Raw genomic sequence first — 22,355 nt, 5'->3', positions numbered from 1 at the left:
CCCACCCGGGGGTGCTGCTGGGGTCCGCCCCGGGTCGTCAGGCGGTCTCGGGATCGCAGTCCTCGCAGGTGCCGACCATCTCGAGGTTGTGCGCGGCCACGCGGAACCCACTGGTCCGGCTGGCCTGGTCGGCGGCGCGGGCCAGGGCCAGCTCGACGTCGTCGGACAGGGTCAGGTCCGCGACGCGACCACAGTTGCGACAGACGAGGTGGTGATGGTGCCCGGAGAGTTCCTCCGACAGCTCGTAGCGGGTCGTGTCGTCGACGGCGACGACCCGGTGCACCACGCCGCACTGCTCGAGGATCGCCAGGTTGCGGTACAGCGACGAGGTCGACGAATCGCTGCCACCGTCCTGGAGCTCGCTGATCGTGGCCGGCCCGTGGAGGTCGTGCAGCTGGCGGACCAGTGCTCGTCGACCACTGGTGTAGCGCTGTCGCGTCCCGCGGAGACGCGCGGCGGCGACGTCGTGGATGTGGTCGACCTCGGCAGGCTCCTCGAGGTCGAGTTCGGACGCTGCCATGTCGTGTGGGTCCGGCGGTCGGGAGCGGATGGTCGGGGCGATCCAGGGGGCGATCCAGCGGGCGATCCAGCGGGCACGGCCCACGATACCGCCGGCCCACGATCCGCCCTCCGGGACCGGGGAGCGTCCCGAGCGCACGACGACCCGACGGCGTACGCGGTCGGGTCGTCGAGAGGATGAAGATGGTCCGAGGCGGCGAGGGCGCCCCCGGTCTCAGGGACGAAGGCGGTGTTGCGCGCTCGGGGGTGACGTGGGCCTGGTGGTCCCGCAGCCCGGTCAGCCCTCCCCGTCGGCGGCGTTGCCTGCCGTCGTCGGATAGAGGTGCTCGAGGTCCCCTGGCTGGATCCGCGCGCCGTTGATGAAGTTGTCGACCTCCCGCGCCTGCAGGCGGATGACCCGCCCGAACTTGTAGGCGGGGATCTGGCCGTCGTCGATCAGGCGGTAGACGGTTCGTGTGGTCAACCCCAGGCGGCTCGCGGCCTCCTTGGTGCTGAGCCACTCGATGTCGTCGGACATGGTGTGCTCCCTGGTTTGGTCGTCATGAGTGCGTGGCCCCCTGGTTCCTGAGTCCCACCCCCGTGAGCAAGGGCCACGTCGTCGGTCGTCGCAGGGACTCCGCCCCCGTTGTTCGAGCAGTGATCCCAGCGACACTGACGCGTTGTCAGTGTAGGCCTCGGATGCACTGACGGCAACTGACGAATGTCCATGGTGTTCCATGTCATCGTGATGTCGCGTGCCGTCGTGCTGCCGAGCGCGTGGCTGGCCCCGAACCCGGGCCCTTGCGCCACGTGGTGGCATCCTAGGCCCTGTCCGGGTCGCCGGGCGAGGAGGTCGACGTGGTCCTCCGTACGCCGGCCGGAAAGCCCCCGTTCAGCCCACGATGTTCGTCCTGCAACCAGTGACCGTCAGTGTGCGCTGAATGCACGGCAGGCACGGAGGTTGCATCGGGAATGCACGCCCCGGGGCAGGGTCGACCCCGCTGCTGCGCTCGGTGGGGACCCGTCGTCGTGCCCGTCGCAGGTGCGTCCCGGCTAGTCTCTGCATCGCCTCTGTTGACGACTGCCTGCCGAGGACGTCATGCGTCGCCTGCTCCACTCCCTCCTGCTGGCCCTGTTCGTGGGCCTGGCCGTGCTCGTGCCCGCGGGCGTGTCCGCGGCCGACGACCTGCCGGCCGACCGGGTCCAGCTCGCGACCGAGGCGACCGGCGAGGAGCCGATCGGGCTGGAGCCGGGTGGTGCGAACGATCCCGAGAACGCCAATGCCCCCGAGGACTACGAGCCAAACTTCCTGTGGGGTGCCGCCGTCGGCCTGACGGTCATGGTGGTGGGCGGCGTCGCGTTGCTGGGCGGTCTGTACTGGCTGATGGTCGTCCGTCGGCGTCCTGCCGAGGGCTGACCGCCGCACCACGTCCTCGTGCCGGGGCCTACGGTGTGCGAGCCCGACCCGAGGATCCCGGCGATGCCAACGATCGACCTGTCGACCGCGATGTCCGCGGCCCGCTTCGTGATGCCCGGAAAGGTGTCGGACCCGGTCGCGGCGGCCGACCTGCGGGTCCGGGTCGACGCCGAGTGGGACGAACTCGACCGGGCGGCACGTGAGTGGAGTCGGCTCGGTGAGGGCCTGCCGCCGACCCGGGGTCGCGTGGTCGGCCGACTGGGGTGGATCCGGGCCAACCTCCAGACCGTCACCCCGGTCGTCGCCAGTCTCGGCGCCCGCATGTCGCGCGACACCACCGCGGCCACGAAGGTTGTCAGCACCCAGTTGGGCACGTTGTTCGGACTGCTGTCCACGAAGGTGCTGGGCCAGTTCGTGCTGCCACTGGCCGGCGAGGGATCGGGCCAGCTGCTGATCGTGGGCCCCAACCTGCTCGACCTGGCGACGGAGTTCGGCGACCAGGCCGACGACCTGCGTCGCAGCGTCGTGCTCCACGAGATCGTCCACCGGCTGCAGTTCGACGGCACCGACTGGCTCGGCGGGCACCTCCGGGGCCTGCTGGACGAGTACGTGGCCGAGGCCGAGCTCGACCCGGACCGGATCCTGAGCGTCGCCGCCGAGCTGCCCGAGGCCGTCCGCGAGGCGCGCCGGACCGGGTCGGTCCAGCCGGTGCTCACGGCCGTCATGACCCCGCCCCAGCAGGAGCTGCTCGACCGCGCGCAGGGGTTGATGAGCCTGCTCGAGGGGCACGGCAACGCCGCCATGTCCCTGGCTGCCGAGTCGGTGGTCGCGGACCCCGACGGCGTTCGCGAGGCGCTGGAGTCCCGGCGCGGTGACCTGACCAGCAAGATCCTGACGGCGGTCGCCGGGATGGACATGAAGCGTCGCCAGTACGCCCAGGGCGAGGAGTTCGTCCGTGGCGTCATCGATCTCGCCGGGATCGACGGGCTCAACCGGGCGTTCGCCGACGCCGAGCACCTCCCGCGGACGGACGAGCTGGACACCCCGGACGCCTGGCTCGCCCGGACGGCTGCCTGACCATGGGGGCGTGACGTGGGGCAGGGGAGCGGCGACGAGCTGGTGGGCGCGCTGCCCGTGGGCCGCACCCGCGACCAGCTGGTCGCCGCCACGCGTGACGGGCTCACCGACGTGCCGGGCGACGCATCCGTCGTGGTCGCCGTCTCGGGCGGACCCGACTCCACCGCCCTGGCGTTCCTGGTCGCCGAGGCCCGGCCAGATCTCGCCCTGCACCTGGTCCACGTCCGGCACGGCCTGCGCGACGACCGGGCCGACGTCGCGGCGGTCACCACGACCGCCCGCTTCCTGGGCACCGACCTCGAGGTGGTCGACGTCACCGTCGAGCCGACCGGCGAGGGTCCCGAGGCCGCGGCGCGCCACCAGCGCTGGGCGGCGCTCGAGCGGGCGGCCCGCGCCACGCGGGCGAAGTGGATCCTGACCGGACACACGGCCGACGACCAGGCCGAGACGGTGCTGCTGCGGATGGCGCGGGGCACCGGGATCGCCGGCCTGGCCGGCATCGACCCCGCCGCGGACGGTCGGTGCCGGCCGTTGCTGCGACTGCGGCGTCGGGACGTGCACGCCTTCGTGCACGAGGAGGGCCTGGAGGTCGCGCACGATCCGACCAACGACGATGTCGCCCTGACCCGCAACCGCCTGCGCCACCGGGTGATGCCCGACCTCGACACGCTCGGGCCCGACGTCGTCGGTGCCCTCGCGCGGCTGGCCGCCCTGGCGCGGGACGACGAGGAGTGGATGGGTGGGCTGACCGACGAGCTCGTCGGTCGGCTGGTGCGTCGGGTGGGTCCGGTGCACGCCGTGCCGGTGGACGACCTCGCCGAGCTGGCCCCGGCGGCGGCCCGGCGGCTGGTCCGACGACTGGTGGTGGCCGCTCGTCCCCACGATGCTCCGCCCGCCGCCGCGGAGGTCGAGCGGGTCCGGATGCTGCGGCGGGGGGCGATCGACCTGCCCGGCGCCGAGGCGGTGGCGGCCGGGGGGTGGCTCGCGGTGGCGCCGCTGGACCTGGCGCGTCCGGCGCACGTCGACCTGGTCGTTGACGGCCGGACCGCGTGGCCGTCCGCCGACTGGCTGCTGGAGGCGACCAGCGAGGCCGGGGCCGAGCGTGGTGCCCAGCTCGGCCTGCTGTCGGCGTGGCGGCCACCGGCGGCGCGCATCCCCGAAGACCTGGCGCCACCCGGTGGTCGCCGGGACCGGTGCCAGGTGGTCCTGGGTGGGCTCGGCGAGCGGCTGCCACGGCTGGTCGTGCGCCCCCGGCGCCCCGGCGACCGGGTCCAGACCGCGGCGGGCACGCGCAAGCTCCAGGACGTGTTCGTCGACGCGGGCGTGCCCCGGCCCACGCGTGACCTGCTGCCGGTCGTCGCGACCGAGGAGCGGGTGCTGTGGGTGCCCGGCCTCGTCGCCGACGAGCCCGCCCTGCGCACCGGGCGCGCGGTGCCCCAGCTGCACCTCGCGATCCGGCGCCTGCGATGAGCGACCGCCGTCCCGGTCCGGCCACCGCGCCCTAGTCTCGCCACTGTGGCGCCGGACCACGCCCCGGCCGAACCGTTCCCCCTCCCCCCTCCTCCATCCTGTTCCACACCCCGTCGCTCGAGGATCCCGTGACCGACCACGTCACCGACCCGTCCACGCGCCCCGTCCCGGCCGCGCCGGCCGAGGGTGCAGGCTCCGACGACCTCGCCACCCTGCCCGACGCCTTCGCCGAGGACATCGAGGAGGTGCTGGTCCCCGCGGCGCGCATCCGCGACCGCCTCGACGAGCTGGCCCGCCAGATCGAGGAGGACTACGCCGACGTCGACGACCTGTTGATCGTCGGCGTCCTCAAGGGGGCCTACGTCCTGATGTCGGACCTGGCGCGACGACTCCGGATGCCCACCAGTGTCGACTTCATGGCGGTGTCGTCCTACGGCGCTGCCACCACGTCGTCGGGGGTCGTGCGCATCCTCAAGGACCTCGACACCGAGATCGAGGGGCGCCACCTCCTGATCGTCGAGGACATCATCGACTCGGGGCTGACGCTGGACTACCTGCTGGGAAACCTGCGCTCGCGCGGCCCGGCGTCGATCGAGGTCATGACGCTGCTCACCAAGCCGTCGCGCCGGCGGGTCGACATCCCGGTGCGCTACGTCGGCTTCGAGGTGCCCGACGTGTTCGTGGTCGGCTACGGCCTGGACTACGACGAGCACTACCGCAACCTGGACTTCATCGGCACGCTGCGCCCAGAGGTCTACTCCTAGGCGGCGTCCTGTCGGCGAGCCGCGGGTCGGTGCGGCAGGTCCGTCGGTGGCAGGGCAGACTCGAGGGGACGGACGACGGGAGCCCCATGGAGTTCGACGAGGTGGTGCGCCGCCGTCGGATGGTGCGTGACTACGACCCGGACCGGCCCGTGGACCGGGGCCAGGTCGAGCGGGCCCTGGCCCGGGCGATCCGGGCACCGTCGGCGGGCTTCAGCCAGGGCTGGGACTTCGTGGTGCTGGACACGCCGGAGGACCGCGCCCGCTACTGGGACGCGGCCGCCGACGCCGACTGGGACGGCGACCAGGCGGACACGTGGCTGCGGGGGATGACCGACGCACCGGTGCTGGTGCTGTGCCTGGGCAACAAGCAGGCCTACCTCGACCGCTACGCCGAGTCGGACAAGGGCTGGGAGGACCGGGACGAGGACCGGTGGTCGGTCGACTACTGGCACGTCGACACCGGGATGGCTGCCCTGCTGATCCTGCTGACGGCGGTCGACGAGGAGCTCGGGGCCTGCCTGTTCGGTGTCCCCCCGGCACGCCACGACGCCGTGCGCACCGCCTTCGACATCCCCGACGACCGGTCCTTCGTCGGGGTGGTCAGCATGGGCCACCCCGCGTCCGACGAGACCCGGATGGGCAGCGCGAGGACCCGGCGGCGTCGCGAGGTCGACGACGTCGCCCACCACGGCCGGTTCGGTCGACGCTGGGTCCGACCCGCGGACTGAGCCGACCCCGGTCCGCGTCAGAGGGTGCGGGAGATGACCAGGCGCTGGATCTGGTTGGTGCCCTCGAAGATCTGCATGACCTTGACCTCGCGCATGTAGCGCTCGACGGGGAACTCCCGGGTGTAGCCGTAGCCACCGAAGACCTGGACCGCGTCGGTCGTGACGGCCATGGCGTTGTCGGTGGCGGTGAGCTTGGCGATCGACGCGGCGCGCGACACGTCCTGGCCCGCGTCGCGTCGTCGGGCGGCGTCGAGGACCGTGGCCCGGGACTGTCCGACCCGGGTGGCCATGTCGGCCAGCAGGAAGGCCAGTCCCTGGTGGCGGATGATCGGCTTGCCGAACTGCTCACGCTCGTGGGCGTAGTCCACCGCGGCGTCCAGGGCAGCCTGGGACACCCCGGTCGCGATCGCCGCGATCCCGAGCCGTCCGGAGTCCAGGGCGTCCAGCGCGATGGCCATGCCCTGGCCGACCTCGCCGACGAGGTTGTCGGCCGGGATCCGCACGCCGTCGTAGTTGACGGTCGTCGTCGGCGACGCGGTCAGGCCCATCTTGGACTCCGGCGCCCCGAACGACAGGCCGGGGCTGTTGCCGGGCACCACGAAGCACGAGATCCCACGGGTGCGGTCCTCGGAGGTCCGGGCGAAGGTCGTGTACGAGTCGGCGTGGCCGCCGTGGGTGATCCAGGCCTTGGTTCCGTCCAGGATCCACTCGTCACCGTCGCGTCGTGCGCGGGTGGTCATGGCCGCGACGTCGGACCCGGCCTGGGGCTCGGACAGGGCGTAGGCGCCGAGCCGGTCGCCGGCCAGCAGCGGACCCAGCAAGCGCTCCTGCTGCTCGGGCGTGCCGTACCCCGCCAGGGCGTGGCACGACAGGACGTGCACGCTGGTGGCCAGGGCTGGTGTGGCCCAGGCCCGTGCGAGCTCTTCCAGGGCCTGCAGGTAGACCTCGTAGGGCTGGCCACCCCCGCCCACCTCGACCGGGTACGGCAGCCCGAGCAGCCCACTGGCACCCAGCATCGCGACGACGTCGCGGGGGAACGACCCGGCGGCCTCGTCGGTGGCCGCCCGGGGGCGCAGCTCGCGCTCGCCGATCGTGGTGACCAGGTCGAGCAGGGCCTGGGCCTCGTCGTCGGGCAGCAGGCGTGGCACGTCCATGGTCGGATCCGTCCGGCTCGTGGGGGATGGTGGGGGCTGGTCGGGCTCGGCGGGGTCGGGAGGTGGCGTGGTCCTCAGCCGACCCTCAGGTCCGGATCGTAGGGTTTCCCCTGTCGCGTCGTCCCCGTGCCGATGCCCGGAGCGGGACCCTCGCGACGCGGCAGGAACAACCGACCTCGCCGCGTCGTTGCACCTCCGCACCACGACCCGCCGCAGGGCCGGTGCGCGCCCCCCTGATACGCTGTCCATTCACCCGAACCGAGCCGCCGTACCCCGGCTCCACGGCGATTCGGTCCCCATTCGGGCCCTGTCCCACGGGCTCGACCGCCGCGACGACCCCGCGTCCTCGCCGGCCCCACCAGCCGGACGACGTCACCGGCGGCGTCACCGGGAAAGGCAAGACCCCAGTGAAGACCTCCCAGCGCCTCCTCCGCGGACCCTTCCTCTGGATCGTGGTGCTCGTCCTGGTCATGTTCTTCGCCGTCAGCGTGTTCAACTCCGCCTCGGCACCCGAGGAGATCCCGGTCACCCGCTTCCTCGAGCTGGCCGAGAGCGACCAGCTCGTCGCCGCGTCCCAGGAGAACGAGACGCCGGGCGTCGAGGTCGGGCTGCGCTCGTTCTCGATCACCGGCGAGTACCGCGACGGCAACGACCGGGTGCCGTTCACCACCACCTACTCCGAGGCGATCAACGGCGACCAGATCGGTGACCTGGTCGCCCAGGGCCAGATCGAGGACCTGCGGGTCAATCCCGAGCAGAACTCGACGCTGGTCACCCTGCTGATCAACATGCTGCCGTTCGTGCTGATCTTCGGGTTGTTCTTCTTCCTCATGCAGCAGATGCAGGGCGGCGGCGGCCGCGTCATGCAGTTCGGCAAGTCCAAGGCCAAGATGGTCAACAAGGACGCCCCGAAGGTCACCTTCGCCGACGTGGCCGGCGCCGAGGAGGCCATCGAGGAGCTCCGCGAGATCAAGGACTTCCTCGAGAACCCGCAGAAGTTCCAGGCCATGGGGGCCAAGATCCCCAAGGGCGCGCTGCTGTTCGGCCCGCCCGGGACCGGAAAGACCCTGCTCGCACGAGCGGTCGCCGGTGAGGCCGGTGTCCCGTTCTTCTCGATCTCGGGTTCTGACTTCGTCGAGATGTTCGTCGGTGTCGGTGCCTCCCGGGTCCGTGACCTGTTCGAACAGGCCAAGGAGAACGCCCCGGCGATCATCTTCATGGACGAGATCGACGCCGTCGGGCGCCACCGCGGGGCAGGCATGGGCGGCGGCCACGACGAGCGCGAACAGACGCTCAACCAGCTGCTCGTCGAGATGGACGGCTTCGACCAGCGCACCGCGGTGATCCTGATCGCCGCGACGAACCGGCCCGACATCCTCGACCCGGCGCTGCTGCGTCCCGGACGCTTCGACCGCCAGATCACCGTGGACCGTCCCGACCTGCTCGGGCGTGAGGCGATCCTCAAGATCCACTCGCGTGGCAAGCCGTTGGCCGACGACATCGACCTGAAGGTCCTGGCCCGCCAGACCCCCGGGTTCACCGGCGCCGACCTGGCAAACCTCGTCAACGAGGCGGCGATCCTGGCCGCCCGGTTCGGCAAGAAGGAGATCACCCAGGCCGAGCTGGCCGAGGCGATCGACCGGGTCATCGCCGGTCCGGAGCGCAAGACCAAGCTGATGAGCGACAAGGAGCGCACGATCACGGCCTTCCACGAGGCCGGTCACGCGATCGTGGGCCACGCCCTGCCACACAACGACCCCGTGCACAAGATCACGATCATCCCGCGGGGACGCGCCGGTGGTTACACCATGGCGCTGCCCACCGAGGACAAGTCCTACAACACCCGTGGCGAACTGACCGACAAGCTCGCGATGATGCTGGGTGGGCGCGTCGCCGAGGAGATCAAGATCGGCGACGTCACGACCGGGGCGTCCAACGACATCCAGAAGGCCACTGCGCTGGCCCGCGAGATGGTGACGCAGTACGGGATGAGTGACCGGCTCGGCCCGATCCTGCTGGGCCAGAAGGACTCCCAGCCGTTCCTGGGCCGGGACTTCGGGCACACCCCGGACTACTCGGCGCGCGTGGCCGAGCAGATCGACCTCGAGATCCGCCACATGCTCGACCACGCCCACGACGAGGCGCTCCAGGTCCTGGTCGACAACGACGACGTCCTCGAGACCATGGGACGTGCACTGCTGGAGGAGGAGACCCTCGAGGGCGATCGGCTCGAGGAGATCCTCGCCGCCGTGCGTCTCCGGCCCTCGCGAGCGCTCGTGCCGCCCGACGGCCAGGGACCCGACCGGGTCATCGAGCTGCTGCGTCGGCTGGCGCCGGGCACCAACGGGACGGGCAACGGCCATCGCAACGGCCACGACCACGACCGCGACTGGTCGGCACCGGGCACCGAGCCCACGCCGGAGGAGATGCCGGCGTCGTCGGACGACGCATGACGTCCCCGCCCGACGGGGACGCCACCGGCCTGGTCGACCGGCAGGACGGCACCGCCCCGGGCAGCGACGGTGTGGGTGCGAGCGACGGCGGGCCGTCGGTCGACGGCCAGTCCGAGTCGACCCGGCCCCCGGTGGATCTGGTCGAGCCGACACGGGACGCCGACGCGGCCGAGGAGGACCGGCGCTCGTCACGGGCGCGGGTCAAGGCCGTCACCAACGTCGAGCCCCGTGGCGAGTTCGACCACGACAAGATCCGCCGTGCCGTCCGGCTGCTGCTGGAGGCCATCGGCGAGGACCCGGACCGCGAGGGCCTGGCCGAGACCCCCGACCGGATCGCGCGCGAGTACGACGAGATCTTCGCCGGCCTGCTCGTCGACCCCGAGGACGTCATCTCGGCGGTCTTCGCGGAGGGCCACGACGAGATCGTGATGATGCGCGACATCCCGTTCTACTCCCAGTGCGAGCACCACCTGCTGCCGTGGTTCGGCCACGCCCACGTCGCCTACCTCCCCAACGAGGACGGGGCGATCACCGGGCTGTCGAAGCTGGCCCGCGTGGTCGACGTGTGTGCGAAGCGACCCGGTGTGCAGGAGCGCATGACCACGATGGTCGCCGACGCGATCGAGTCGAAGCTGGACCCGCGCGGGGTGATGGTCGTGGTCGAGGCCCGGCACCTGTGCATGGAGATGCGCGGCATCCGCAAGCCCGGCGCTGAGACGGTCACCTCGGCCGTGCGGGGCCGGTTCCGCGACGACCCCAAGACCCGCGCCGAGGCCTTCTCCCTCCTGGCCGGTCGGTAGCTCCAGCGGTTGCCCCGCCTTCACGGGTCAGGTCCACCAGGTGGTGGCGGTGTCGGGGTCGACCATGCCGGCAGCGGCGAGGCGGTGGGTGAAGTCCTGCCAGCGGGCGACGTCGGGGTGGTCGTGGAGCGTGGCGACCAGGTCGCGTGCACCCGCCTCGTCCCCGGCGCCCGCCAACGACAGTGCGGTCCACACGACGAACTCGGGGTCACGGTCGACGGCGTCGAGCGCCTCGCCGAACAGCTCGGCCGCGCGTCCGGGCTCCCCGTCACCGAGCAGGCGCTCGGCCCGTTCGAACACGTGACCGGCCTCCGCCCGTGCCAGCAGTCGGCCGAGCTCGGTCACCGGGGCGACGTGGTCGTCGATGCGCAGGTCCACGACGCGGTCGACGAGCGGGTCGCCCGTGTGGTCCGGTCCCGCGACCAGCATCGCCGCCGACTGGCTGCCGCGCGCGTCCCCGCCCGCGGCCTCGGCGGCCTGCAGGACCTCCAGCAGCAGCCGCGGCAGCGACCGGTCGGTGTCACGTTCGGCCGCCGCGACCATCGCCTCCACGACGCCGTCGTCGGCCAGGATGTTGCCGGCCACGACCCAGTCCGGGCCGACGTGGTGGCCGGCGCTCGCGATGCACGCACTGCCGGTGTGCGCGGCCGTGCCACCGGCCACGTCGATGGCGATGACCTGGCGACGCTCCCGTGCGTCGTCGCGGGACAGCGAGTCCTCGAGGGCCTCGGCGGCCGTCGCCCCGGCGGCGATCCCGTCGAGCGTGCGAGTCGCATGGGCCGGCAGGGCCATGGCCTGGCTGTTGACGGCGCCCACCCCACCGCGGACGTGGTGCAGCGCCCGACCGACCCCGAACACCCGGCTGTGCACGGCCATGCCGAGCTCGCCGGACTCCGGGTCTCGTGCAACGATCGAGTACGTCATGGTGTCCGCCTCCGGTCCGCCTCGTCGGCACGGTAGACCCGCCGTCCGGAGCCGTCCGGACCGTCCGGTCCGAGCCCCACCCGCCGCGTACCGTGGGAGGCGTGCCTCGACCCCCGAGACGACCGATGACCTGGCAGGTGCACGCCGACCCGGACGACCGTCGGAACTTCGGTCCTTCGCGTCCGGCGGTCATGGGCATCGTGAACACGACCCCGGACTCGTTCTCCGACGGTGGCCTGGCCTTCGCCGTGGACGGCGACCCCGCCCCCGCCATCGCCCATGCCCGCGAGCTGGTCGCCGCCGGCGCCGACATCGTCGACGTCGGGGGAGAGTCGACCCGACCAGGCTCCGCGTCGGTCGACGCGGCCACCGAGATCGCCCGCGTCGTGCCGGTGGTGCGCGCGCTCGCCGACGACGGGGTGACGGTGTCGGTGGACACGACCAAGGCCGCCGTCGCCGAGGCGGCCCTGGATGCCGGCGCCGTCATCGTCAACGACGTCTCGGCCGGGCGTTTCGACCCCGACCTGTGGCCGTTGGTCGTCGCGCGCGACGTGCCCTACGTGCTGATGCACATGCAGGGCACGCCTCGCACCATGCAGAGCGACCCGACCTACGACGACGTCGTCGCCGACGTGTCGGACTTCCTGGTTCGACGGCGCGACGCGCTGGTCGCCGCCGGCCTGGCACCCGGACGGATCGCGATCGATCCGGGCATCGGGTTCGGCAAGACGCTGGAGCACAACCTCGCGCTGCTGCGGGCGGTGCCCGACCTCGCACGCATCGGTCCGGTGCTGGTGGGCCTCAGTCGCAAGTCCTTCCTCGCCACCCTGACGGGTGAACCGGACCCGCGCCGCCGGGATCCTGCGTCCGCGGTCGGGGCCGCGATGGCCGTGGTCGACGGCGCCAGCGTCGTGCGGGTGCACGACGTCGTGGCGACCCGCCAGGCCGTCGCCGTGGCCCTCGCCGTGCGACGTGTCCCGACCGACATGACTGCCCCGAGCGGCCGACCAGGAGGACGTCCGTGGACCACATGACCGTGCAGGGCATCCGGGCGTGGGGCCACCACGGCGTCCTCGCCCACGAGCGCGAGCTCGGCCAGGAGTTCCTGGTCGACCTGGACGTCGGGGTCGACCTGGTCCCCGCCGGGGTCAGCGACGACCTGTCCGACACGGTGGACTACGGCCGGCTCGCCCACCAGGTCTACGAGGTGGTGTCGGGCGAGCCCGTGCAGCTGATCGAGGCACTCGCGGCCCGGATCGCCGACGTCGTCCTCGGCCACCACGCGGTCCGGCAGGTCACGGTCACCGTTCGCAAGCCGTCGGCCCCGGTGACGGTGCCCGTCGCCGAGGTCGCGGTGACGATCACCCGCGCCCGCCCGAGCCGCTAGGCGCGGTCGAACTCGTCGGCGATGCGATCGCCGATGGTCTTGTCGATGTTGCGCCAGTACTCGAAGGCGCGCTGCAGGACCTCGTCGGAGACGCCGTCGGCGAGGTGGCCGGCGACGTTGGACACCAGCCGGTCGCGGGCGGCGTCGTCCATGACCTCGTTGACCAGCGCGCGTGGCTGGACGAAGTCGTCGTCATCGGCATGGGGCGTGTACGCGGCGTGGAGGAACTCGCCGTCCGCGTGCCACTTCTCGACGTAGGGAGCATCCGCGGCCGGCCCACCCTTGGAGTTGGGCGCGTACACCGGGTCGGTGACGTTGTCCACCCGCATCGCCCCGTCCTTGCTGTAACTGTTGACGGGTGCCTGCGGTCGGTTGACCGGGATCTGGGTGTAGTTGACCCCCAGCCGGGCGCGGTGGGCGTCGGCGTAGGAGAACAGGCGGCCGAGCAGCATCTTGTCCGGGCTCGGGCCGATCCCCGGCACCAGGTTGTTGGGCTGGAAGGCGGCCTGCTCGATCTGGGTGTGGAAGTCGACCGGGTTGCGGTCCAGCGTGAGGCGCCCGACCTCGTGCACCGGGTAGTCGTCGTGCGGCCAGACCTTGGTCAGGTCGAACGGGTTGAACCGGTAGTCGGCGGCCTCGTCGAACGGCATGACCTGGACCTTCAGCGTCCAGCTGGGGTGGTCGCCGGACTCGATCGACTCGTAGAGGTCCCGGCGGTGGAAGTCGCTGTCCTCGCCGGCGATCCGGTCGGCGTCCTCCTGGGTGAGGAAGTCGATCCCCTGGTCGGTCTTGAAGTGGTACTTGACCCAGAAGCGCTCGCCGGCGGCGTTGACCCACATGTAGGTGTGGCTCGAGTAGCCGTTCATGTGGCGGTAGGTCTTGGGGATCCCGCGGTCACCCATCAACCAGGTGACCTGGTGGGCCGACTCGGGCGACAGCGTCCAGAAGTCCCACTGCATGTCGTGGTCACGCAACCCATTGGCCTGCAGCCGCTTCTGGGAGCGGATGAAGTGCTGGAACTTCATGGGGTCACGGATGAAGAACACCGGCGTGTTGTTCCCCACCATGTCGTAGTTGCCCTCGGTGGTGTAGAGCTTGAGCGAGAACCCACGCGGGTCCCGCCACGTGTCCGGGCTGCCACGTTCCCCGGCCACGGTCGAGAACCGGATCAGCGAGTCGGTGGTCGTGCCCGGCTGGAACACCGCGGCCTTGGTCCACTGGCTGACGTCCTGGGTCACCTCGAAGTGCCCGAAGGCCCCGGAGCCCTTGGCATGGGGCTGGCGCTCCGGGATGCGCTCCCGGTTGAAGTTGGCCATCTGCTCGATGAGGTAGTGGTCCTGGAGCAGGATGGGGCCATCGGGTCCCACGGTCAGCGAGTACTCGTCGCTGGGGACCCTGATCCCGGCATCGGTGGTCGTGGGCGGGCGCTGCTCGGTCACGGTGGTCTCTCTGTCGCAGAACTGCGGGGCAGGTCGGTTGGTCCGAGGGCGTCGTGGTGTTCGACGGGCCCGGAGGACACCGGCCAGGACGTCGTCCGGTAGGTCGTCGACCGTATCGACGGGGCCCGACCGGCTGACACTGCCGACCGGACGGACCGGCCGTGTCCCGATCGCGGGACACCTCGTCGGAAGTCGGACCGGGCACGGCGCGTTGCGACAGGCACGACGACCACGACCGACGACCACGAGGACCACATGGGTGCCTACACCATCACCACCACGCTCGACACCGACCTGGCCGACGCCGAGGGCCGGGTCCGCGACGCCCTGGCCGAGGAGGGCTTCGGGATCCTGAGCGAGATCGACGTGCAGGCGACGTTGCAGTCCAAGCTCGGCGAGGACGTCGGCGGCTACACGATCCTGGGGGCATGCAACCCGCCGCTGGCCCGTCGGGCGATCGAACTGGACGCCGACATCGGGGCACTGCTGCCGTGCAACGTCCTGCTGCGTGCCAACTCGGACGGTGGGACCGACGTCGTCGCGGCTGATCCGCACGCGATGCTCGACGTCGCCGGCGAGTCCGTGCGACCGATCGCCGAGGACGCCCGGGCTCGCCTCGACCGGGCCCTCGCGAGGCTGTCCGGCTGACGGCCACTCCATCGTGGCACGTCCGGCCTGTCAGTCGGGAGCTCGACTCCAGGTGCCGGCCACCATGGTGGCCCAGACCGGCCCGGCCCGCAGGGTCGACACCTCGCAGGCCAGCGGGTCGTCGTCGAGCAGGACCAGGTCGGCCGGGTCACCGACGGTGACCCTCGTGCGGCCGCGGGTGGCCGCGGCCAGTGCCGTGGCCCGGTCCAGGGCCTGCTCCGGGTGCCACGCGGGACGGTCGTCGTCGGTGCGCTCGACCGCCACGGCGATCGCCGCCCACGGGTCCAGCGGCGACACGGGTGCGTCGGAGCCGAACTCCAGCCGGGCGCCGGCGGCCACCAGGTCGGCGAACCGATAGGCGCGGCCGGCCCGGTCCGCCCAGCGCAGGTCGGTCACGTCGCGGTCGTCGGTGGCGTGGGTCGGTTGCACGGACGCGACCAGGCCGGGCCGGTCGAAGCGACCCAGGTCGTCGTCGGCGACCAACTGGACGTGCTCGATCCGCCCCGGACAGCCGACGTGGTCGAAGGCGTCCAGCGCCATGGTGACGGCGAGGTCCCCGATCGCGTGCACGGCCGGCGCGATGCCGTGCTGCCAGGCGCGTGCCATCAGGGCTCGCAGCTCGTCGGGCGGGGTGGCGAGGTGACCGCGTGGGTCGTCGTCCGGACTGCCGGCACCACGGGCGGCGTGGTCGTCGTCGCTGCCGGAGCCCATGCCCGGGGTCGGTTCGTGGCACAGGGCCGTGCCGCTGTTGAGCGCGCCGTCCACGAACAGCTTGAGGTGCCCGGCCCGGACCCGTTCGCCGGTCCCGGGCACGACGGTCCCGGTGGGCCAGCCACGGTCGATCGCGTCGTCCAGCCGGGCGGCGTAGACGCTCGTGTCGACCCGGACCGGTGGCAGGCCGCGGTCGACCCGTCGCAGCCAGTCCGCCACGGCATCGCTGAACTCGAAGTCCTTGACGCCCACGACACCGAGGTCGGCGGCGTCCTGCAGCGCTGCGGCGACGGCCTCGTCCCGCTCACCGAGTGAGGTGTCCGCGAGCGCCTCGACGACGCGGTAGCACGCCGCCTCGCGCAGCACGCCGGTCGGGTGATCCGCCAGTCCGAACCGTGCCAGGGCGGCCCCGTTCAGCCACGCGGTGTGCAGGTCGATGTTGGTCACGACGACCGGCACGTCCGGGGCCACCCGGTCGAGCAGGTCGCGATGGGGTGGGCTCGTCCACAGGGCCGACCGCATCCGGCGCCCGACCAGGAACTCGCCGACATGGGTGCCGTCCGCGAGCTTGGCCGAGATGCGGGTGGCGACGTCGTCGGCCGAGTCCGCGGCGAACAGGTCGAGGCGTCGACGCGCCAGCGCCCACTGCCCGACGTGCACGTGCATGTCCCACAGCCCGGGGGCGACGATCCGGCCCCCTGCGTCGATCCGGTCCACGTCGGCCGTCGTCGGCGCGCTCCCGGCCGGTCCGAGTGCCCGGATCCGGCCGCCCCCGACGACCAGGTCCAGGGGCTGGTCCTCGCCGGGCCGGCGCACGTCGTGGACGACCAACAGGTCCTCGGTCATGCCACCCCCGGCTCGGCTCGTGCACTCGGCGGCCGAGGCTAACCCTGTCTCTGCGTAGCATCGACCCCCGACGACCGGAGGTCGACGATGGCGGACCACCTCGACAGGGTGCCGGTGCGCGCCGCGATCGGGCTCGGCACCAACCGAGGCGACCGCCTGGCCACCATCGAGGCGGCGACCTGGACGCTGGACGACGCCGACGGGATCACGGTCGTGGACGTGTCAGGTGTGTACGAGACCGCCCCATGGGGCGGTGTCGACCAGGACCCGTTCCTGAACGCGGTGGTCCTGGTCGACACGACGTTGCGCCCGGCCGACCTGCTCGCCGACCTCCAGGCCACCGAGGCGGCGTTCGGGCGGGACCGTTCCCGGGAGGTCCGCTGGGGCCCGCGGACGCTGGACCTCGACATCTTGCTCTACGGCGACGTCGAGATGGACACGCCCGACCTGGTCGTCCCCCATCCCCGGCTGGCCGAGCGCGCGTTCGTGCTCGTGCCCCTGTCCGAGGTGCTCCCGGGGGGCCGCCTGCCGGACGGCACCCGGCTGACCCGGATGTTGCAGGACCTGGCCCCGATCACCGGCATCGACCTGCACGTCCGCCTGACCGAGCACCCGGGCCGCCAGCGGATCGCGCGCCCGGCCGGGCCCGAAGGGGGCGCGGCGTGGCTGGCCGGGGACACCCCGGACGAACGCGGTGGCGCCGACCGGTCCGGGCGGGTCTGAGCTGCGGGGTGGATCTGACCGCGGTCCGGTGGCCACGTTAGGCTGCGGGGCTCCCTCGACCGTCGTGTGGTCGAGCCTGCCCCTCGTGACGATCGGTGCCCTGATGCCCTCCACGGCCGGTGCCGAGGTCGCGCCCGGCGTGGTCGCACGCGTCGAGGAGCGCATCGCGGCGGCACGCGAGTTGCTGTCGGCCACCGTTGCGCGTCGCGAGGAGGCGGTGGGCCGGCTGGTGGAGACGGGTGATCCCGACGACGCCCTGGTCGCCCGCACCTTCAACGACTTCCTGCTCCAGGTCGACGAGATGCGGACGAACGGCTCGGCGCTGGTGGTCGCGACCGGTGCCGACGGGGATCCGGTGGTCGGGCGCATGGCGGTGCTGGACCCCGACAAGGAGGTCGTGCTCGTCCCGTGGCACGCCCCGGCCGGCCAGCGGCACCTGCTCGCACCGGACCGCCTGCTGGCCACCGAGCACCCTGACGGCTCCGTGGCGCTGCACCGGTTGACCGCCGACGACACCGCCCTGGCGGACACCATCCGTGCGCGGATGCGGGCCGCGGCCGTGCAGGACCGGATGTCGGATCCGCTCGCGACCCTGACCGAGGAGCAGGGTCGGGCCCTCGCGACGATCACCGCGGCGCCGGGGGACGTCGTGCTGACCGGGCCCCCGGGCAGCGGCAAGTCGGCCATCGTCATGGTCGAGCTGGCGCGACGGATGCTGTCGGCGGACCTCCCGTCACGCCACCGGGTGCTGTTCGTGACGGGCACGACCCGGCTCGCCCGCCGCGCCGAGGCGCTCACCCGACTCCTGGGCACGGCCTCGGTGGTCCCGGTCCCGCAGTCGCGGATCCTGGCGCACCTCGGCGTGTCCGACGAGGTCACGCCGCCCGCGTCCGCCGACGACGGCGACCTCGCGCTGCCCCGGGCTCTGGACGCGGCCTTCGCCGCCCGCCGGGACCTGCTGGCATCCGACCGCCCCGTGCCGCACCCGTTGGGCCAGGTCCCGGCCGACGAGATCGCCTCGGTGCTGGCCGTGCGGGCCCGCGCGGCCACCCAGTCGTACCGGGACAGCAGCCGTGCCCTGGCGGCGGCCGTCGTCGAGGAGTACCAGCAGCTCGTCCCGGGCGAGTCCTCACGCCGGGCCGCCGAGGCGGCCTGCCAGTCGCTGCGCCCCGCGACGACGCCGACGGACCTGCTGCGTGCCGTCGGGGCCTCGACCGGCCTGGCCCGGCCGATCCGTGCGGCGGCGACCGCCTACGCGCGTCGCCTGCTCGACGGATCCCCGCGCACGGATCGGGCCGACTGGGACCTCGTGGTCGTGGACGAGTACCAGCGTCTCCCGGATGTCGTGCTGGCGTTGCTGCGACGTCGGGCGACCACCGTCCTGCTCTCCGGGGACCCGCTGCAGTCCTTCGCCGGTGGCGACGCGGCCGCATGGCTGGGTGACGCCGAGGCCGTGTCCCTGTCGACCAGCCTGCGCCTGCCGTCGTCGATCGCGGCCTGGATCGATGCCTTCTGGGCCGACCACGGCCAGCCGCCTCCGGAGGTGCGCTCCGCCGCCGCGGGAGGCGCCGTGCACCGGGTCGACGACCTTCCGGACGATCCCGAAGCGGCGGTCATCGCACCGGTGTCACGGATCGATCGGGCCAGCGGGAGTGACTGGCTGGACCCGGCCGAGGCCGTCGGGTTGGAGTGGCCGCACGTCGTGGTCGTGGCCCCGGAGGAGATCTGGCGTGAACACGGCCCGGCCGGCCTGTTCATCGCCGCCAGCCGCGCGATCGACCACCTGACCGTGGTGGAGCAGGAGTCGTCCTGACGGCCAGGTCGGGCACGTCGTCAAGGAGTGCGCGGCGTGCACATGGAACGAACTGAGAAGGTCTGGATTGTCACAGTAGGTGCATACTGTCGTGTCATGACATTGAATCCCGCTCAGAACTCGCCACCGCCGCCCGATCGGTCGGTTCCGGTGCCGACCGGGGTGGCCCCGTCGCCGTGCGAGGTCGCCGAGCTGGACTGGTCCCGGTCGCCGGCGCAGGCGGCGGTCGGTCAGTTGTTGGAGACGGCCCACTTGGTCGACCGGTTGACCGTGCAGTTGGTCGAACACCTGGTGCGGGTCGTGGAGTCCGGCGCGACCGACCAAGCGCTCGGGGTCGCGGTCGAGCTGGTGTTGTCCCAGTCGGCGCGGATGGTCCGGTTCGAACGCACCGCCCTGCTGCGGGCCGCCACCACCCTGGTGCGGATGCCCGCCGTCCGCCAGGCCTTCCGTGACGGGCTGATCTCGTGGTCGCAGGTCCGCGCGATCATCACCGCCGTCGGCCGCGTCGACGTCGCAGGGCGCGACGAGGTCGACGCCCTGGTCGGGCAGCTTGCACGGGCACATGTCGAGTTCGAGGCCGACGCGTTGGTCCACGAGGTCGACTGGCTGGTCGCCCAGCTCGTCGAGCAGCGTGCCCTCGACAAGGAGTCCGAGCCGGTCGAGTCCAACCGGACCGTCTTGGCCGGCCGCCTGGATGGTTCCGGGACCTTGTTCGCGGAGTTGGACGCCGACCACTTCCCTTGGGCGGCCCAGGCCATCGACAACCGTGCCGACGACCGCTTTCCGTTCGAAGCCGAACCCCATCCTGACGACACCGACACCGCCGGGATGAGCGACGCTGAACTGACGGCTGCCCATCGCCATGCCTGGCAGGTCCGGGGCCGCAACGCCTCCCGCCGCGCCAAGGCGATGTTCGAGTTGTTGACCGGCCGTGATGCCGCCACGCTCGCGCCGCTGCCTGCCGGCGATCCCACGACGGCGGCCACCACGCCTGGCCGCCCCGCGGTGTCGTTGACCTGCTCGGTGGAAGCACTGTTGGACGGCTCCGCACCCGCGTGGGTGCTCAACCGGCTCGGCGGCCGCATCCAGGTCACATCCGCCACCGCCCGGAAGTGGTTGGACGTCGCTGGTGCCGATGCGCGAGTGTTCCTGTTCGACGACTGTGGCGAGGTGGTCGGCTATGGCCGGAGACGCCGTCACGTGGACGGGTGGCTGCGGGACGCGATCATCGCCCGTGACCTGCACGACACCGCCCCCGGCTCCACCACCCCCGGACCGTTGTGTGAGGTCGACCATGTCCAGGGCTGGGCCTCCGGCGGGGCCACCGACGCGCCCAACCTCACCCTGTTGTCCAGGCGGTTCAACAACGCCAAGTCCAGGGGCGACTGGCAACTGACCCGGCACCGAGACGGCACCCGCACCTGGACCGTGCCCACGACCGGCTACCGCATCCGTCAACCAAGTCGGCCCCACCTCTCCCGACGACCCCGACTGAGACCGGACACCGGTCCGTCCCCCTAGCTCCAGATCCCCCCATCCCAAGCGACCACCGGCGGCTCGCCGCGGCATCCGAAGGATGCCGATTGTGGTGCGGAAGCTGTCTCGTGACGAGTGGGGGTTGGCGGCGCCGCCGGGCGGGTCGGGAAGTCGTGTCAAGCGGCGTTGAAGGCAACTCCCCGCCGTCTTCGACCGAGCCATTGACTGGCCCACTGTCTCGTGCCGGACCTCACGCCAGACGTCGCTACCACGTCGCTGGCCATTGGAGATCCGGGGGATAGCGCCACCTCGGCGACCGGCCCGCGAGGCCCTCGGAGAGCGAGGAGGGTCTGCGGCCCCGCCGCGGACAACCAGCGGCGCACCGGCCCGGCCGTACGGCGCGATCGGGTGCGGACCTGCGATCTGGCGGCGGGAGCGGTCGACACCGGCGGACGGGTCGCGTTCGCAGCCGCGCCCGCTGCCGGGTCGGTGGCCGACGGTCCGGCTTCGCGCCGGAGACGGCCGAGCAGGTCGACACGCTCGGCGGACAGCGTCGCGAGGCGCTGCATCGACGTCGAGGAGCCGTCGGCCTGTGGGGCCGCCGACCGGCACGCTGCACGCACGGCAGCGTGGTGGCAGCGTCGTGCCGAGCGTTGCGCGGCAGGAAGGGCAGCGCAGCCCCGGGGGGTGCGGGTCGGTCATGGTCACGATCGGCTCCTCGACGCTCGGTCGGCCGCCAGTCCGACCGCGCGAGCGGTCTGGTGCTCGAGGTGGCTGACGTAGCGGAACTTCAGGCCGCCGGCGTCGGCGAAGACGCCGGCGTCGGCGTGGAAGATCCGCAGCTGTGGACGGGCACCGTCGGGCGCGATGCGGCAGGCGTTGGCGAAATCGCCGTCGCTCGCGATCCAATCCGGCCGCGGTTTCCCATCCTCGCAATCGGCTCCCGTTCTGGCACCCTGTGGGCAACGGATCCAACGGAGCGCGGCGGATGAGCGACGACCCGAACGCGATGGTGTCCCATTACGGCGACGGGGGGCTACGCCAGCGCATCGAGCAAGGCCTGACTGCGGCCGGTGTCGACCTGCGCGCGGTCACCACCGGCGACCTGGCGCCGGTGGACGAGTTCCACTCCCGGGGCCGCCTCGCCACGCGCGAGCTGGCGGCACTGGCGTCGCCGGTGTCCGGCGAGCGGGTGCTGGACGTGGGTTCGGGCCTCGGCGGACCGGCGCGCTATCTGGCCGAGACCTTCGGCTGCGAGGTCACCGGCATCGACCTGACGCCCGAGTTCTGCGAGGTGGGCAACTGGCTGAGCGAGCTCACCGGGCTCTCGCCGAAGGTGCGCCTTGAAACCGGTTCCGGCACCGCGCTGCCGCTGCCCGACGGCCACTTCGACCTGGCCTGGACCATGCAGATGCAGATGAACATCAGCGACAAGACGCGCCTGTACCGGGAGATCCACCGCGTGCTGAAACCCGGTGGGCGCTTCGTGCTGCAGGAGCTGGCGCAAGGTGCGGGCGGCCCGTGCCACCTGCCGGCGCCGTGGTCTTCCGATCCCGCCGCCAGCCACCTGGTGAGCCCGGACGACTTGCGCGGTGTGGTGGAGGCCGCGGGCTTCGTCACCACCGAGTGGCGCGACACCACAGACGACGCGCTCGCCTGGTACGCGCAGCACAACAGCAAGGTGGATGCGGCACTGCCGGTGCTCGGCACCCACCTGGTGATGGGCGAGGACCACGAGCGCAAGCGGCACAACGTGCAACGCAACTACCGCGAGGGACGCCTGCACCAGGTGATGGGGGCGTTTCGCCGCGGCGACTGAGTCGCGTCTTCATTCGCGGCCTGGCGGCCACCACCAGGCGGTCGGCGTCGAGCAGTGCGAGGACCTCGGCTGGGACCGTCCGACCGTCGTATGGCAGGCGCGACGTTCGGCGTCTGGCGATCAACGCCGCGTCCAGGTCGCAAGACCTCTGGTAGCACCCGCTCTCGACACTTTCGGCGGTAGGGCCGAAACCTCGGCGAGCAACCCG

The 22,355-nt window shown here is 72.2% G+C and carries 20 protein-coding genes; 14 read left to right on the top strand and 6 right to left on the bottom strand.

What is annotated here, in order from left to right:
* Positions 1-37: 37 nt before the first annotated feature.
* Positions 38-520, bottom strand: a complete 483-nt coding sequence (locus KR546_RS01490; RefSeq protein WP_238442916.1) for a Fur family transcriptional regulator — start codon at positions 518-520, stop codon at positions 38-40.
* A gap of 276 nt (positions 521-796) precedes the next feature.
* A complete protein-coding gene (locus tag KR546_RS01485; RefSeq protein ID WP_238442915.1) occupies positions 797-1,036 on the bottom strand; it encodes a helix-turn-helix domain-containing protein in 240 nt (79 codons plus the stop codon).
* A gap of 561 nt (positions 1,037-1,597) precedes the next feature.
* Between KR546_RS01485 and KR546_RS01480 the strand changes: the two genes are divergently transcribed.
* The 5 genes from KR546_RS01480 (at position 1,598) to KR546_RS01460 (ending at position 5,954) form a co-directional block, all read left to right on the top strand.
* Positions 1,598-1,915 carry a hypothetical protein gene (locus KR546_RS01480; RefSeq protein ID WP_238442914.1) on the top strand — a complete coding sequence of 106 codons (318 nt, stop codon included), beginning with the start codon at positions 1,598-1,600 and terminating at the stop codon, positions 1,913-1,915.
* 63 nt (positions 1,916-1,978) lie between these two features.
* Positions 1,979-2,992 carry a zinc-dependent metalloprotease gene (locus KR546_RS01475; protein ID WP_238442913.1) on the top strand — a complete coding sequence of 338 codons (1,014 nt, stop codon included), beginning with the start codon at positions 1,979-1,981 and terminating at the stop codon, positions 2,990-2,992.
* 15 nt (positions 2,993-3,007) lie between these two features.
* A complete protein-coding gene (gene tilS, locus KR546_RS01470) occupies positions 3,008-4,462 on the top strand; it encodes a tRNA lysidine(34) synthetase TilS (protein ID WP_238442912.1) in 1,455 nt (484 codons plus the stop codon).
* Positions 4,463-4,674: 212 nt separating this feature from the next.
* On the top strand, positions 4,675-5,226 hold the full coding sequence (hpt, locus tag KR546_RS01465; RefSeq protein WP_238442991.1) for a hypoxanthine phosphoribosyltransferase: 552 nt from the start codon (positions 4,675-4,677) through the stop codon (positions 5,224-5,226).
* An 86-nt stretch (positions 5,227-5,312) separates the two neighbouring features.
* Positions 5,313-5,954, top strand: coding sequence for a nitroreductase family protein (locus KR546_RS01460; RefSeq protein WP_238442911.1), 642 nt, complete (start codon positions 5,313-5,315; stop codon positions 5,952-5,954).
* Between the two features lie 17 nt (positions 5,955-5,971).
* Here KR546_RS01460 and KR546_RS01455 read toward each other — a convergent pair whose 3' ends face one another.
* Entirely contained in the window at positions 5,972-7,108 is a 1,137-nt protein-coding gene (locus KR546_RS01455) for an acyl-CoA dehydrogenase family protein (RefSeq protein ID WP_238442910.1), read from the bottom strand.
* Between the two features lie 407 nt (positions 7,109-7,515).
* Between KR546_RS01455 and ftsH the strand changes: the two genes are divergently transcribed.
* Together ftsH and folE are read left to right on the top strand one after the other, a co-directional pair.
* The gene (gene ftsH, locus KR546_RS01450) at positions 7,516-9,561 is read left to right on the top strand and encodes an ATP-dependent zinc metalloprotease FtsH (RefSeq protein ID WP_338019063.1); all 2,046 of its coding nucleotides are present in this window, start codon (positions 7,516-7,518) and stop codon (positions 9,559-9,561) included.
* Positions 9,558-10,361, top strand: coding sequence for a GTP cyclohydrolase I FolE (gene folE / locus KR546_RS01445; protein WP_238442909.1), 804 nt, complete (start codon positions 9,558-9,560; stop codon positions 10,359-10,361). Before ftsH ends, folE begins: the two co-directional genes overlap by 4 nt.
* A 27-nt stretch (positions 10,362-10,388) precedes the next feature.
* Here the strand turns inward: folE and KR546_RS01440 are convergent, their stop codons facing one another.
* Positions 10,389-11,285 (bottom strand): DUF1028 domain-containing protein, encoded by an 897-nt coding sequence (locus KR546_RS01440; protein ID WP_238442908.1) that lies wholly within the window; start codon positions 11,283-11,285, stop codon positions 10,389-10,391.
* Between the two features lie 125 nt (positions 11,286-11,410).
* On the opposite strand from KR546_RS01440, the gene folP reads away from it, so the two are divergent.
* Positions 11,411-12,319, top strand: a complete 909-nt coding sequence (gene folP / locus KR546_RS01435) for a dihydropteroate synthase (RefSeq protein ID WP_238442907.1) — start codon at positions 11,411-11,413, stop codon at positions 12,317-12,319.
* Positions 12,316-12,672, top strand: a complete 357-nt coding sequence (folB, locus tag KR546_RS01430; protein ID WP_274387464.1) for a dihydroneopterin aldolase — start codon at positions 12,316-12,318, stop codon at positions 12,670-12,672. The genes folP and folB overlap by 4 nt, the downstream gene beginning before the upstream one ends.
* On the opposite strand, the gene KR546_RS01425 is transcribed toward folB, so the two are convergent.
* Positions 12,669-14,111 (bottom strand): catalase, encoded by a 1,443-nt coding sequence (locus KR546_RS01425; RefSeq protein WP_238442905.1) that lies wholly within the window; start codon positions 14,109-14,111, stop codon positions 12,669-12,671. The genes folB and KR546_RS01425 overlap by 4 nt on opposite strands.
* A gap of 255 nt (positions 14,112-14,366) precedes the next feature.
* Here KR546_RS01425 and KR546_RS01420 point away from each other — a divergent pair, with 255 nt between their 5' ends.
* Positions 14,367-14,759, top strand: coding sequence for a DUF302 domain-containing protein (locus tag KR546_RS01420; RefSeq protein WP_238442904.1), 393 nt, complete (start codon positions 14,367-14,369; stop codon positions 14,757-14,759).
* Positions 14,760-14,789: 30 nt separating this feature from the next.
* Here the strand turns inward: KR546_RS01420 and KR546_RS01415 are convergent, their stop codons facing one another.
* On the bottom strand, positions 14,790-16,316 hold the full coding sequence (locus KR546_RS01415; protein WP_238442903.1) for an amidohydrolase: 1,527 nt from the start codon (positions 16,314-16,316) through the stop codon (positions 14,790-14,792).
* Between the two features lie 87 nt (positions 16,317-16,403).
* Here KR546_RS01415 and folK point away from each other — a divergent pair, with 87 nt between their 5' ends.
* The 4 genes from folK (at position 16,404) to KR546_RS01395 (ending at position 22,147) form a co-directional block, all read left to right on the top strand.
* Complete coding sequence (folK, locus tag KR546_RS01410; RefSeq protein WP_238442902.1) at positions 16,404-17,039, top strand: 2-amino-4-hydroxy-6-hydroxymethyldihydropteridine diphosphokinase; 636 nt, start codon at positions 16,404-16,406, stop codon at positions 17,037-17,039.
* Positions 17,040-17,142: 103 nt separating this feature from the next.
* Entirely contained in the window at positions 17,143-18,852 is a 1,710-nt protein-coding gene (locus KR546_RS01405) for an AAA family ATPase (protein WP_238442901.1), read from the top strand.
* 162 nt (positions 18,853-19,014) lie between these two features.
* Positions 19,015-20,373 (top strand): HNH endonuclease signature motif containing protein, encoded by a 1,359-nt coding sequence (locus KR546_RS01400; RefSeq protein ID WP_238442900.1) that lies wholly within the window; start codon positions 19,015-19,017, stop codon positions 20,371-20,373.
* A gap of 943 nt (positions 20,374-21,316) precedes the next feature.
* On the top strand, positions 21,317-22,147 hold the full coding sequence (locus KR546_RS01395) for a class I SAM-dependent methyltransferase (protein ID WP_238442899.1): 831 nt from the start codon (positions 21,317-21,319) through the stop codon (positions 22,145-22,147).
* Positions 22,148-22,355 lie beyond the last annotated feature (208 nt).

This window comes from Salsipaludibacter albus, from assembly GCF_019798055.1.
Classification (GTDB): domain Bacteria; phylum Actinomycetota; class Nitriliruptoria; order Nitriliruptorales; family Nitriliruptoraceae; genus Salsipaludibacter; species Salsipaludibacter albus.
The sequence above is the reverse complement of the archived record's forward strand: the minus strand, read 5'-3'. Positions and strand labels throughout refer to the sequence as shown.